Source organism: Arthrobacter sp. NPDC058288 (assembly GCF_042880995.1).
Taxonomy (GTDB): domain Bacteria; phylum Actinomycetota; class Actinomycetes; order Actinomycetales; family Micrococcaceae; genus Arthrobacter.
Window position 1 is genome coordinate 19,701 of the sequence record NZ_JBHVYH010000011.1, and the last position, 12,911, is coordinate 32,611.

Here is a 12,911-nt window from a genome sequence, read left to right on the forward strand (position 1 = left end):
TTCGGGGCTGGGGGTGCGGAGGCTTAGGCGACGGCGGGGGTGCCGTGTGTGGTGGACGGCGCGCCGGCCGGCGTGATGGCGGGGGCGACGGTCCTGGCGATTTCGGTGAAGTCGGCGCGGGGCCCGAGGGCGGCGAGGGCGTCCTGCCACTGCCCGGCCACGGCTGCCAGCAGGGCCGGGCTTTCGCCGATCTGGGCGGCGACCTCCACGGCGAGGGCGGCATCACGGGCCATCAAGCCGAGCGAGAAGCCGGAATCGTGCGTGCCGCTGAGAACCCAGTTGGGGTACATGTTCGCGGAGACTTTGCTGCCGCCCGAGGCGTCACTGATGCTGGCCGCCGCCTTGGCGGGATCGATGCCGTAGGCCTTGGCGACGCCGAGCGCCTCACCCACGGAGACCAGGTTGGCCGCCGCCAGGACGTTATTGAGGAGCTTGACCACGTTGCCGCTGCCAGGGCCGCCGATGTGGCTGTACTTGCCGCCGGTGAGGGCGAGCAGGACGGGTTCGGCGGCCTTCAGGGCGGCGTCTGTTGCGCCGACGAAGGCGCTCAGGGAGCCCGTTGCCGCACCATCGCGGCCACCGGAGACCGGAGCGTCCACGAAGGCCGCGCCCTGGGCGTCGGCGAGGTCTGCCATCTTCTTGCTGGTGGCGGGTTCGGAGGTGGTGGTGTCAATGATCGCCACGGTCCCCGGTTCGGCCAGGAGCCGGGGAACGGTGGTTTCCACGATGCTGGCTGCGGGCAGTGAGAGGACGGCGTAGGGGGTTCCGGCGACGTCCTCAAGGCTGGCGGTGGTGGCGATGCCGGTTTTGGCGGCGGCGGTCCGGGCGGCCTCGGAGGGGTCGAAGCCGGTGACGTCCCAGCCGGCTTTGTGCAGCGTGGCGGCCATGGCTCCGCCCATGGCTCCAAGGCCAATGACGGCTATGCGGGTGCTGGTGTTCATGAACTACTCCTGGAATATGCGTGGGGGCGTGAAGGGTGCGGGGGGTCAGTCGAGGTAGATGTCCAGGTCTTTCCAGAGCTGCTGGGTGCGGCGGATGGCGGCACGGCTGCGTTCGGGGTGAGCAGCCTCCATGCCCGCGAGCAGGCCATAGACCACTGAGTTTGCTGCGGTGACGGACTGGAAGAAGGAGATGCCTTCCGAGGCCACCACCAGGAGGTGGTCGGCAGCAGCGGCCAGGCGGCCGCGGCGCATGTCGCTGATGGCGACGACCGTGGCGCCCGCCTGCTTGGCGGCTTCGGCGGTGACGATGATCTGCCGGATGGAACGCCACATGTTGATGACCACCAGGACGTCCCCTTCACCAAGGGTGTTGGTGCTGGAGGCCAGGTGGACGCCGGCACGGTTCTCCAGCGTGATGGGGTAGCCCATGGTGGATCCCAAGTGGGCCATTACGCTGGCGGGACCGGCGAAAGAGCCAAGCCCGACGACGGTGATGGACTTGGCGGCGGCCATGGCCGCAATGGCGGCTTCGGCGTCGTCTCCCGTATTGGAGTCCAGCGTCAGGCGCAGGTTCTCGATGTCGTGGTTGAGCGCGTCGTGGAGGGGGCTGCGGTGTTCGCCGTGCTCCGTCAGGGTGTCCTCGGTGGAGATCATAACGAGGTACCGCGAGCGGAGTTCCCGCTGGAGATCGGGCCAGCCGCGGTAGCCCAGGTGCTGGGCCGTGCGGACCACCGTGGAGTTGTTGACGTCGGCCCGCTGGGCGATCTCGGCAATGTCCGCGTAGGAGGAGAGCTGCGGATTGCGGGCGATGACATCCACCACCCGGGTCTGCGCCTTGGAGAGCGGAACGTCCGGAAGGGCGTCGCCAAGCCACGCCTGGGAGACGTTTCCGGCGCCGCTGGCGCCTGCTCCGCTGGCTTCAAGATCGACCGCGTTGGTGTTCAAGTCCGGACCTCTTCTGTAACGCACATCACTCTGCAAGGCTGATTGCATCAAATGTACTATGCAATTTCGTTTGCGAACAGGCTTTTTGGTTTCCGGCTTGTAAATCCTCATTGTCGTGGCCGCAGAACGGGGCCACCATGATGTTATGGATGATGAAACACCCCAGAGGGATGAACCGAAAACCCAGGATCTGAACCTTCCCCAGGCTTTCCTCCTCCTGGCCACGAACGACACTGACGGCGCCCCCGGCGTGCCTGCGTACATCCTCAGGACCACCGTGGCCGGGGCAATATTGGCGGAACTGGAACTGGTCGGCGCGATCGGCCTGCAGGGGAAGCACGTGAGGGCCACCGGCACCGGGCCGCGCACGGACTTCCAGCATCAGCTGGAGCTCATCCGCCACAAATCACGGCCCCACACCCCCAAGCGGTGGGTTTCCATGCTGGAGGGGCGCGCCGAAGTACAGCGCGCCTACGAGGGGATGGCGTCGCAGGGCGTCGTGGACCAGGTCGGCGAAAAGCATCTTGGCCTGTTCCGGACCATGCGGTACCCGGAGAAGGACCACGGTCCCGAGGCGGCGCTGTTGAACAAGATCCGCGCCGCGCTCGAGGGTAAGCCATCCGATGCGAGGACGACTGCCCTCATCGCCCTGCTCGAGGCGGCCGGACTGCTCGACAAGATGTTTCCGGAAGCGGATCGGGACCTGCCAAGAAAGCTGGCGAAGGGCTATTGGCCGGCCCGTGCCGTGGCCGACGAACTGCGCATGATCAGGATGGCGGAAGCCGAGGCCATGACCTAGGCAGGCGCTATTCGCCTGCAGGCCGGAACAACTCGACGACGTTCCCGGCCGGATCCACGAGCAGGATCTGCTGGCCGACGGAGGATCCGCCCCGATCCACCCCTTTCCGCCGGAAGCGCACAGGGTTAGGATGCCGTGTGACCTTCACCCACGGCTACGCGGACAACAACGGCCTTCGCATGTATTACGAGGTCCACGGGGAGGCGGTGCCGGGCCGGCCGCCGCTGCTCCTCATCCCGGGCGGTGGCTCCACCATCGGCACGAACTTCAGCGAACTCATCCCGCTGCTGGCCGAACACCGTGAAGTTATCGCCGTGGACGAAGAGGGCCACGGCCGCACCCAGCCCACCAGCCGCCCGCTTACTGCGGAGAACTCCGCCGGAGACATCCTCGCCGTCCTGGGCCACCTCACGGTGGAAACCGTCGATGTGCTGGGATTCAGCGCCGGCGGGCATACCGCGATCGCGCTGGCACTCGCGCGTCCCGCCGCTGTCCGGCGGTTGATCATAGCCTCCACCTTTGCGAGCCGCGACGCGGTGCCGGACGAGTTCTGGGACGGGATGGCGAATGCCACGCTCGACGACATGCCCGACACCTACAAGGACGCCGACCGCCTGCTCAACCCCGAGCCCGGCCACCTCGAACGGCTCTTCGAGCTGGACCACCGGCGCATCACGGACTTCCCCGGTTGGTCCGACGACGAACTGGGCACCATCACCGCGCCCACGCTGGTGGTGTGCGGCGACCGGGATATCGTCACCGCCGCGTACGCCGACCGGATGGCTGGTGCCATCCCCGGCTCCCGCCTGCTGGTCGTCCCCGGCGGCCATGGCGACTACCTCGGCGAGCAGGCCGCCAGTGGCGGGGACCTGCGGACATTGCACGCCACCGTCCCGTTCCTGCTGCGGTTCCTCGACGGGTAGCGCTTAACGACTCAGTCCTGTTCTGCGCCGGCTGGATTGGCGAGCGTTATTTCGGTGTTGATAATGACCACGGAGCACTGGAATTGCGCGCTGCAGGTTCGCAGGTAGACCGAGGCTGCGGCGGTCCCTTCGTTGAACGCCATCATATTTGGAATGACCCGGATGGTGACTGTTTGGGATTGCTTGGTGCAGCTGAGCTGATCGCTTCCGCCGCCGCCGGCGAGCCGTCCGTCGCTGACTCTTTGGGTAACTTGGACCACGGGTAGTGCGATGATCAACGCCGGGTCGGTATCGCACACGAAGGTGACGGGAACATCCACGGCGGCGCCGTCGGCAACGAGGATTCCCGGGCCCGCGCTCACGAGCGTGGCGGGGGCCGCCTGCGCGGGGGTGGCTATGGTCATGAGGGTTGCTGCAAGAGCGGCGGCGAGGCAGCTTCTAGTGCCTAACATCAGGTTCTCCCTTGAATGGAAGCGTGGCGTCCTGCGTTCCGCATGATCGGCCAGTGCGGTGACCGGGCGCTTTATATGTACGGGGCATAGCCCCTGACGACAGCGCCGTTCCGGGGCCGCCTGATGCGGCTTAGAGTCCGGTTTGCCGTACATTACTCACGACCTGCCTGCGTGACAATAGCCATTGCAAAGCCTGCCCGATGCCGTCGACAACGCACGAGTTCGTACTATTAAACGGTGCGGGCCGGAAACGGCGGAGAACAACCTGGATTAGTGCGCTGGCCGTGTTGGGCGCATGGCTCCCGGGAGTCATACCAGTGGTTCAGGTGGCCCGCACCCGCTGGAGCCCCCAGGTCATCTTCCGGATCGCCTCGCTCTGGAGCCCGCTCAGCGCGGCAAGCTCATACTCGTCCATGACTCCCAGCTGCCGCGCCGCGGCCAGGAGCTTCAGCCGCCGGCCCTCCAGGTGCGCCTTCGACTCCTCGAGTTCGGCCAGTTCGGATTTCAACCGGCTGATCTCCGCAAGCTGCTGCTCAGCCGGCAGCCCTGACGGCGCCAGGTCATCAGAGGACAAGCCGATGGTCCGCACTGCCCAGCGGGAGAGCCCTGCGGCCTTGGCAAGGCCGGTCATCTTCACGCCGTCACACAACGCCTGGGCGATGTGCTGGTTCAAACGGACCGAGAGCGCCCGCATGCTGCTGGCATTGAAGGATATCCGTTGCCGGTCCTCCCTGAGGAGTTGCCGGAGCTCTTCCGCCCGGGCAGCAGCCGCATCTGGCTTCCGCCGCCCCCGGTAACGGTAGTAACCGCCGTCGGCCGGGTGCAGGACAGGGCTGTGCAAAACAGGGCTGGGCAGAACGGCCACATGCACTCCTCGGTTCGGAAACACGTCAGTTGGCGCCGGCGGAAAGAACCCCAATCGGGCCAGCATACGTAGAACGCTAGAGACAACGGTCCGCCCGCGGAAATACCAATACTGCGTGGAGCCATAACCTAAAAATGTGGGCACAGGCCATAAGAGACGCTTATCCGTCCACGCACTTTAGGTCTTATCCAGACGCGCCAGGATTCCCTAGGGTCGAAGGAAGCGAGTACCGCTCCCTCCTGAATCCGTAGGAAGAGACCATGCCTAAATTTGAACCTGCATCACGGGTGTCCCGCATCAAGTCCTCCGCCAGCGTGGCCGCCGCGGCCCGTGTGCGTGAGCTGAAGGCAGAAGGGCGCCGGATCCTGGACCTGACGGTCGGCGAGCCTGACTTCGACACCCCGGAGCACATCAAGGCGGCCGCCATTGAGGCGATCACCCGCGGGGAGACCAAATACACCTCCGTCACCGGAACCCCCGCCCTGCAGAAGGCGATCCTCCAGACCCTCGAGCTGCGTTCCGGCACCCATTACACCCCGGCCGAGATCACCATTGGCGGCGGCGCCAAGCAGGTGATCTTCACAGCCTTCATGGCCACCCTGGACGCCGGCGACGAAGTGGTGGTGCCCGCGCCGTACTGGGTCTCGTACCCGGACATGGTGCTCGCGAACGAGGGCACGCCCGTGGTGGTTGCCTGCGGTGAGGAGGCGGGGTTCAAGCTCACCCCCGGGGCGCTGGCTGGCGCCCTCACCGGGCGGACCAAATGGGTCATCCTGAACACACCGTCGAACCCCACCGGCGCCGTCTATTCCCCGGCCGAACTGCGCGCGCTCGCGGACGTCCTGGCCGGCTTCCCGCACGTGAACATCCTGACGGACGAGATCTATGACCAGATCTACTTCGGCACCGGCAAGCTCTCCAGCCTGGTGGAGGTGGCTCCGGAACTGAAGGACCGAATCCTGGCGGTCAACGGTGTGTCCAAGGCCTACGCCATGACCGGCTGGCGCCTGGGGTACGCGGCCGGACCCGCCCCGCTGATCGCCGCAATCAACAAGCTCCAGTCGCAGATCTCGTCCTGCCCGTCCTCCGTCAGCCAGGCCGCCGGCGCCGCGGCGCTCACGGGCGACCAGGGTTTCGTGCAGGAAAGCCGTGAAATCTACCGCGCCCGGCGCGATGCGGCAGTCGCCGCGCTGAATGCCATCGACGGACTGTCATGCACGACGCCGGAAGGCGCCTTCTACGCGTACGTCAACTGCGCGGGGGTCATCGGGAAGACGACCACCGACGGGCAGGTCATCGCAAACGACGAGGACTTCACCCTCTACCTCCTTGAAGCGGCCTCCGTCGCCGTGATCCAGGGATCGGCCTATGGACTGGGCCCCTACTTCCGCATCTCCTACGCCACCAGCCTCGACGTCATCGAAGAGTCCATCGCGGCTATCGACAAGGCCGTCCAGGCCCTCAACTGATCCACACCCACCGAAGGAAAACGCCGTGATCCACGTCAAGACCACCATCGAACGACCCGAAGCCGACGCAGTCAGCCGCCTCGCCAAGTTCTCGTCCGCCACCATCCACGAGGCACAGGGACGCAAGGGCGCCCTCAGCTCCAGGATCAAGCCGATCGACCGGAGCATGTCCTTCTGCGGCCCCGCCGTCACCGTGCGCTGCGCCCCCAGGGACAACCTCATGTTGCAGGTGGCGATCCACTACGCCGAGGCCGGGGACGTCATCCTGGCCGCGGCGGGGGAGTACGAGGAAGCCGGAACGTTCGGCGACGTCCTCGGCAATGCCATGAAGGCCAAGGGCCTCGCCGGCCTGGTGACCGACTCGGGCGTCCGCGACACCCAGGACCTCATCGAACTGGGACTGCCCGTCTTCTCCGGCAGTGTCTCCATCAAGGGCACCGTCAAGGAAACGATCGGCCCCATCAACCACCCCGTGGTCTTCGGCGACGAGATCATCTACCCCGGCGACGTGCTCCGCGGCGACGCGGACGGCGTGGTGGTGGTCCGGAAGGACGAAATCGAGGACGTCATCCGCCTCTCGCAGGAACGCGACGACGCCGAGCGCGAACTCATCAGCCTCTACCAGGCCGGCGGAACCACCATCGAGCTGTGCAACCTCACCGAGGTCCTCAAAGCCAAGGGGCTGCTCGTCGAAGAGGCCTAGCCGCTCGCACAAGCCGCGGCAGCACCGCCGTCGTACGGGAATTCCCGTACGGCGGCACTGGCGTTCCCGCTGCGCCTTTGGCGGCAGTAACCCTACCGGGCCGGAAGCTGATGGGTGGGCGGGCCAAACACGGCGTCCTCCAGATACCACACGGTGGATCCGCCGCTGCCGGCCGGCATGATGCTGCCTTCGAAAACAAAGACAGGCGCCACCGAGCGGTCCTCAGGGCGCCAAAAACCATTTGCAGGGCAGTGGAAACCCGTTTTGGCCATCAGCCCGGGGTTTGTGTCGGAATTCCTGCGCATGCTGCTGATTTTTTTCACGGCTCGCTCCCAATTAATTCTCCATAAATGCAACCGCCGCAATTTATCGGCCTGATGACAATTTTAGGATTAGGAGCCCTCGGATACTAAGACGAATGATAAGTGCCCTAATAAGCAGATGCTATGGCAGGGCTATCGCGCATATTTATTGCTCAGCATTTCCTGAAGCATTTCCTTCAGCACCAGGAGGACCGCCGACGCCGCCTCGGAAAGCGGATCATGATCCGGGGTGCATAGCGCGATCTTGCACTGCAGTGCCGGATCCACAATCCGCAGGACGTGGAAGTCCTCCTCGTGGAAGAGCGCGTCCGCCGCTGACTTGGGCATGATCGTGGCACCCAGGTCGGCCCGCAGGAGGCGCGCCAGGGACGGCACGGACTCCACCTCACCAACGAGCTTGAGGGTGAGTCCCTTGCTGGTGAGGCCGGCCTCCACAGCCTGGCGGAGCGTGTGGATCTTCTCGGGCAGGAAGAGCCCGAAGCGCGCCACTTCCGCCAGCGAGATTTCACCGTTTTCGGATGCCACGTCTGACCTGCCGGCGTTGACCACAAAGTGCAGGTCTTCGACAATCATGGTGGTGAACTGGACGCCGCGGATAGGCCCCGGCTCGTAAATGAGGGCCATGTCGAGCCGGCCGTTCTTGATCGCTTCACTCAGCACACCGCCGTAGATCTCCGTGACATGCAGGACGATTTCCGGGTAGCGGCGGCCCACCTCGCTGATGATCCTCGGTGTCAGGCTTGAGGCCATGCTGTAGGGGGCGATGGCGATGGACACGCGCCCGGACGGGGCGGCGCCCGACGCGGCGACGTCCTGGCGTGCCTGTTCCACAAGCCGCAGGATCGACTGGGCATGCCGGTACAAGGTGTGCCCCGCGGCCGTAGGCTTGACGCCCTGCTTGCTGCGGATCAGGAGCCGCTGCTTGAGGTCCGTTTCCAGTGCCGAAACCTGCTGGCTCAGGGCAGGCTGTGCCACATGCAGCGCCGCCGCTGCCTTGGTGATGCTTCCCGAATCCACAATCTGGACGAAGTACGCAAGCTTCCGCGTATCCATGGCCGTCTTCTCTCTTCGCGGCGTCCTGAACCCAGGAAGGGTCATAACCGGATGCTATGGAGGGATACGCAACAGGTCTTTGTGTGATCCACATCTCTGACACTAGGTTGAACCCAGAACGCTATTTCATTCATCGAACATTCTACCCCTCCGGTGGATATGCAAATTAACGATGACCCCAGACGCATTTTGCATGCTAATGGGTTTTACCGGAATAGACGTTTTCTTTTACATTTCCGAAATGTGCACTCCCTAGCGTCGGAACATCAGGATCCGCCACCAACAGCCCGGATTCTTCTTTATGAGAAAGAGATGACAAATGCGAGCAACCATCAAAGGCAAGATCACAGCCGTGGCCGCGCTGTCCGCTGCGGCACTGGTACTTTCCGGCTGCGGGGGCGGCGCCGGAGCAGCCAGCAACGACAGCGCCACGTCAGGCGAAGTGAACCTGATCGCCTACTCGGGCGTATGGCAGGACCAGTACACCGCCGCAGTCATCGAGCCCTTCAAGGCCAAGTATCCGAACATCAAGATCAATTACGCCTCCAAGCGGTCCTCGGCTGAGATGCTCAGCGCCCTGCAGGGCCAGAAGAACAACCCGGCGACCGACGTCGCCATCATGGACAACTCCGTTTCCACCACCGGCAACAAGCAGGGCCTCTTCGAGAAGGTGGACGCCGCCGGCGTCCCGAACCTCGCCAACGTCCCGGAAAAGTTCCGCAACAAGGACGGGTACGGCCCGGTGGCCATGCTCGACGCCGTGGGCCTGGTCTATGACACTGCCACCTTCCCGAAGGCTCCCGAGAGCTGGGACGTACTGTGGGACCCCGCGTACGCCGGAAAGATCAACGTCAACGCCCCGCCGTCGCTGCTGGGCCTGTCCCTGACGGCCATCACCGCCAAAATGGCGGGGGAGGACTACACCAAGGGCATTGACGCCGCAGTGACCCGCCTCAAGGAGATGGCCCCGGGCGTGCAGACCTTCGCACCCAACCCGGACGAATACCAGAACGTCATCACGGGCCAGACCGTCCTTGGCCTCGGCCAGAATGCCCGCGGCCAGTTCTACAGCGACCAGAGCAACAAGAAGATGGGCGTTACCTTCCCGAAGGAAGGCACCGTCTACCAGATCAACACCATCAACGTGGTGAAGGATGCGCCGCACTCCGCCGCAGCCAAGACGTTCGTGGACTACGCCCTGTCCGCCGAGGCGCAGACCGCGTTCGCCAAAGCACTCTTCTACGCCCCCTCCGTCAGCAATGCAGAACTGCCGGCAGACGTGAAGGACCGCGTGGTCCCCACGGACGGGTCACTGAACATCGTCCCGCTGGATGTGGAATTCCTGTCCTCCGCCCGGGACAAGTGGACCGACATCTGGAAGCGCCAGATCATCACCAAGTAACCGCGAGCCGGTGCCCCTCCCCAACTTCACTTCAGGAGAACTGAACCCGTGACTGAACCAAAACTGTCGATCGTAGATCTGACCAAAAGATATGCAGCAGGTCTTGAACCCGCCGTCGACCGCCTGAACATGGAAGTTGAGGAGGGGCACCTGGTGGCGCTCCTCGGCCCGTCCGGCTGCGGCAAGACCACCACCCTGCGGATGGTGGCCGGCCTCATGGACCCGACGGCCGGCTCCATTGTGGTGGACGGCAAGGAAATCACCCACACACCGGTCAACAAGCGGGGGATGGGCATGGTGTTCCAGTCCTACGCCCTCTTCCCGCACATGAACGTGGAGCAAAACGTGGCCTTCGGCCTGGAAATGCGCCAAACGCCGAAATCCGAGCAAAAAGCCCGTGTTGCGGCGGCGCTCGATATGGTCCAGCTCGGCCACCTCGGAAAGCGGCAGACCAAGGAACTCTCCGGCGGCCAGCAGCAGCGCATCGCCCTGGCCCGGGCCCTCGTTGTGGAGCCCACGCTTCTCCTTCTCGATGAACCGCTGTCCAACCTGGACGCCAAGCTCCGCGAAACCATGCGCACCGAGATCAGGTCCATCCAGCAGCGCACCAGGGCCACCACGCTCTTCGTCACGCACGACCAGGACGAGGCCCTGGACATGGCCGACCGGATCGCCGTGATGAACGGCGGCCTGATCGAACAGTTCGGTTCGCCCACCGACGTGTACGAACGCCCCCGCACGCACTTCGTGGCCAACTTCATCGGCCAGGCCAACTTCCTCACCGCCCGGGTGGGCGCTGAAACCGGACGGGCCAGCCTCGCCGGCGAAAGCTACTACAAGGTGGACGTCGACGGCCTGGGCCAGTTCGGCGCCGTCGGCGAAGCGGGCCTCTCAGGTAGCACCCACGAAGTGGTGATCCGCCCGCACCGGCTCACCGTGGCCCTGCGCCCCGGAACGGACCAGGCACCCGTCGCGGGAACCATCGAACGGGTGAGCTACACCGGCGATGCCCTGGCGGTGGCCGTCCGCGTGGGCGACCAGCAGCTGCAGGCACAGCTGCTGACCTCCAGCGGCGACCTGCCCCGCGCCGGGGACGCAGCGTACCTGTCATGGGCGCCCGAGGACGCCTACCTCCTGCCCGCGCCTGCGCCTGCGTCTGCGGCAAGGCTGGCGGCATGACTCTCCTGCAAACGCCGGTTGCCGCGGAAAAGCGGCCAGCCCAGGACGAGGGCCTGCTGGAAAAAGCCACCGAACGGCGCAACCGGCGCACCTACCTCGCCCTGCTCCTGCCCGGGCTCCTGGGCCTGCTGGTCAGCTTCGTGTTCCCGCTCGCCTACATGATCCGGATGTCCTTCAACAAGGGCGCCCCGGACGGCGTCATCGTTGAGACGTTCACACTGGACACCTACATCCAACCCCTGACCGACCCGTACTACTGGCGCGTCACCCTGGACACGTTCCAGATGGGCGTGACCGTGGGCATCCTCTGCGTCCTGGTGTCCTACCCGGTGGCCCTCTTCCTGGCCCGCAGCACCAGCAAGTACCGCGGGCTGCTCATCGCCATCGCCATCGCCCCGCTGCTGACCTCGGCCGTGGTGCGCACCTATGGATGGATGGTGATCCTCGGAACCAACGGCCTCATCAACTCCTCCCTCGAGGGCCTGGGCCTGATCGACACACCCCTGAAGCTCACCAACAACATGACCGGTGTGACCATCGGGCTGGTGGAGATCTTCATGCCCTACGCGATCCTGGCCATGATCTCCGGCTTCGGCCGGCTCAGCCCCCAGCTCGAGGAAGCAGCCGGCTCCCTGGGCGCCAGCAAGTTCAAGGTGTTCACCCGGGTCACGCTCCCGCTGAGCCTGCCCGGCCTCCTGACGGCGTTCCTGCTGGTCTTTGTGCTCGCCATCAGCACCTTCATCACCCCGCGGCTCCTGGGGGGAGGCAGCGTGCAGGTCCTGGCCACCGAAATCTATGACCAGACCACCGGCCTGCTCAACTGGCCCTTCGCCGCCGCCCTGTCCGTCATCCTGCTGGTGCTTTTCGGCCTGATCATCGCCGTTTACCAGCGCCTCACCAAAAAGATCGGAGGCTGACCGTGAGCGACGTCCGGATATTCAAGCCGCGCTTCAACCCCGCCAAGCCGGCCTTCGGGCTGCTGGTGTTCCTGCTGTACCTGTTCCTGCTGGCACCGCTGCTGATCGTCTGCGTGGTTTCCTTCGCCTCGAACCAGTACCTGTCCTTCCCGCCGGAAGGGCTGACCCTGAAGTGGTACGAGATGCTCCCGCAGGAGAGCACGTTCATGGAGGGCATGAAGGTCAGCCTCATCGTGGCCGTCATCGTCACGCTGATTGTCCTGGCGCTGGGCGTGCCGGCCGCGCTGGCGCTGGACAGGTTCGACTTCAAGGCCAAGGCAGCCGTGCAGTCGTTCTTCCTCTCGCCGCTGCTGATTCCCAGCATCGTGCTGGCCCTGGGCATGGTGCTGCTGTTCGGTCCGCTGGGGCTGACCAACACCTACGCCGGCATCATCATCGGCCACGTGGCCATCACCATCCCGTTCGTCATCCGCACCACCCTGATGAGCCTGGCCACCACCGACACGTCCTGTGAAGCGGCCGCACGCGTCCTCGGCGCAGACTCATGGACGGTCTTCCGCCGGGTGACCCTGCCCATCATCCAGCCGGGCGTTATTGCCGGCGGTGTCATTGCGTTCATCGTCTCCTTCGATGAAGCCGTCATCTCCCTTTTCGTGGCTGAATCCGGGCTGCCCACCTTGCCGGTGCAGGTGCTCAGGTACGTGGAAAACTCGGCAGACGCCGCCGTTGCGGCCCTGTCCGTCATCCTCATCCTGATATCCCTCGCGGTAGTAGTGGTGGTGGAACGCGTCATGGGCCTCCGCAAAGCCCTCCGCTGAGCACTCCTGTCATAACCGCCAGCTATCCCGTGACACCGATTACGTCTTTGTGTGATCAAACTCGCGGTGTCAGACTTTTTTGCAGAAGCCGGTCAAAACGGCACACCGAACCACACCCACCC

General features: G+C 64.8%; 14 protein-coding genes. 8 read left to right on the top strand and 6 right to left on the bottom strand.

The window, feature by feature from the left end; translation table 11 throughout:
• Positions 1-23: 23 nt before the first annotated feature.
• The gene (locus ACFVWT_RS21185) at positions 24-941 is read right to left on the bottom strand and encodes an NAD(P)-dependent oxidoreductase (RefSeq protein ID WP_390251385.1); all 918 of its coding nucleotides are present in this window, start codon (positions 939-941) and stop codon (positions 24-26) included.
• Positions 942-986: 45 nt separating this feature from the next.
• Positions 987-1,886: a MurR/RpiR family transcriptional regulator gene (locus ACFVWT_RS21190; protein ID WP_390251388.1), complete on the bottom strand. Its 900-nt coding sequence runs from the start codon at positions 1,884-1,886 to the stop codon at positions 987-989.
• A 145-nt stretch (positions 1,887-2,031) separates the two neighbouring features.
• On the opposite strand from ACFVWT_RS21190, the gene ACFVWT_RS21195 reads away from it, so the two are divergent.
• Both ACFVWT_RS21195 and ACFVWT_RS21200 read left to right on the top strand, forming a co-directional pair.
• Entirely contained in the window at positions 2,032-2,685 is a 654-nt protein-coding gene (locus ACFVWT_RS21195) for a GPP34 family phosphoprotein (RefSeq protein ID WP_390251390.1), read from the top strand.
• 137 nt (positions 2,686-2,822) lie between these two features.
• Positions 2,823-3,608, top strand: a complete 786-nt coding sequence (locus ACFVWT_RS21200) for an alpha/beta fold hydrolase (protein ID WP_390251392.1) — start codon at positions 2,823-2,825, stop codon at positions 3,606-3,608.
• 11 nt (positions 3,609-3,619) lie between these two features.
• Here the strand turns inward: ACFVWT_RS21200 and ACFVWT_RS21205 are convergent, their stop codons facing one another.
• Both ACFVWT_RS21205 and ACFVWT_RS21210 read right to left on the bottom strand, forming a co-directional pair.
• Positions 3,620-4,060, bottom strand: coding sequence for a hypothetical protein (locus tag ACFVWT_RS21205; protein ID WP_390251394.1), 441 nt, complete (start codon positions 4,058-4,060; stop codon positions 3,620-3,622).
• A gap of 322 nt (positions 4,061-4,382) precedes the next feature.
• Positions 4,383-4,925 (bottom strand): hypothetical protein, encoded by a 543-nt coding sequence (locus ACFVWT_RS21210; RefSeq protein ID WP_390251396.1) that lies wholly within the window; start codon positions 4,923-4,925, stop codon positions 4,383-4,385.
• A gap of 260 nt (positions 4,926-5,185) precedes the next feature.
• On the opposite strand from ACFVWT_RS21210, the gene ACFVWT_RS21215 reads away from it, so the two are divergent.
• Both ACFVWT_RS21215 and ACFVWT_RS21220 read left to right on the top strand, forming a co-directional pair.
• Positions 5,186-6,394 carry an aspartate transaminase gene (locus ACFVWT_RS21215; RefSeq protein WP_390251398.1) on the top strand — a complete coding sequence of 403 codons (1,209 nt, stop codon included), beginning with the start codon at positions 5,186-5,188 and terminating at the stop codon, positions 6,392-6,394.
• 25 nt (positions 6,395-6,419) lie between these two features.
• The gene (locus tag ACFVWT_RS21220; RefSeq protein ID WP_209742324.1) at positions 6,420-7,097 is read left to right on the top strand and encodes a 4-carboxy-4-hydroxy-2-oxoadipate aldolase/oxaloacetate decarboxylase; all 678 of its coding nucleotides are present in this window, start codon (positions 6,420-6,422) and stop codon (positions 7,095-7,097) included.
• Between the two features lie 92 nt (positions 7,098-7,189).
• On the opposite strand, the gene ACFVWT_RS21225 is transcribed toward ACFVWT_RS21220, so the two are convergent.
• Together ACFVWT_RS21225 and ACFVWT_RS21230 are read right to left on the bottom strand one after the other, a co-directional pair.
• Positions 7,190-7,402 (bottom strand): hypothetical protein, encoded by a 213-nt coding sequence (locus ACFVWT_RS21225; protein ID WP_245198976.1) that lies wholly within the window; start codon positions 7,400-7,402, stop codon positions 7,190-7,192.
• A 150-nt stretch (positions 7,403-7,552) separates the two neighbouring features.
• A complete protein-coding gene (locus ACFVWT_RS21230; protein ID WP_390251401.1) occupies positions 7,553-8,473 on the bottom strand; it encodes a LysR substrate-binding domain-containing protein in 921 nt (306 codons plus the stop codon).
• Positions 8,474-8,792: 319 nt separating this feature from the next.
• Here ACFVWT_RS21230 and ACFVWT_RS21235 point away from each other — a divergent pair, with 319 nt between their 5' ends.
• The 4 genes from ACFVWT_RS21235 to ACFVWT_RS21250 are packed head-to-tail and all read left to right on the top strand — an operon-like array spanning position 8,793 to position 12,789.
• Positions 8,793-9,875 (top strand): ABC transporter substrate-binding protein, encoded by a 1,083-nt coding sequence (locus tag ACFVWT_RS21235; RefSeq protein ID WP_390251403.1) that lies wholly within the window; start codon positions 8,793-8,795, stop codon positions 9,873-9,875.
• 48 nt (positions 9,876-9,923) lie between these two features.
• Positions 9,924-11,054 (top strand): ABC transporter ATP-binding protein, encoded by a 1,131-nt coding sequence (locus tag ACFVWT_RS21240; protein ID WP_390251405.1) that lies wholly within the window; start codon positions 9,924-9,926, stop codon positions 11,052-11,054.
• Positions 11,051-11,971, top strand: coding sequence for an ABC transporter permease (locus ACFVWT_RS21245; protein ID WP_390251407.1), 921 nt, complete (start codon positions 11,051-11,053; stop codon positions 11,969-11,971). The genes ACFVWT_RS21240 and ACFVWT_RS21245 overlap by 4 nt, the downstream gene beginning before the upstream one ends.
• Positions 11,972-11,973: 2 nt before the next feature.
• Positions 11,974-12,789, top strand: a complete 816-nt coding sequence (locus ACFVWT_RS21250) for an ABC transporter permease (RefSeq protein ID WP_052500618.1) — start codon at positions 11,974-11,976, stop codon at positions 12,787-12,789.
• Positions 12,790-12,911: the final 122 nt, after the last annotated feature.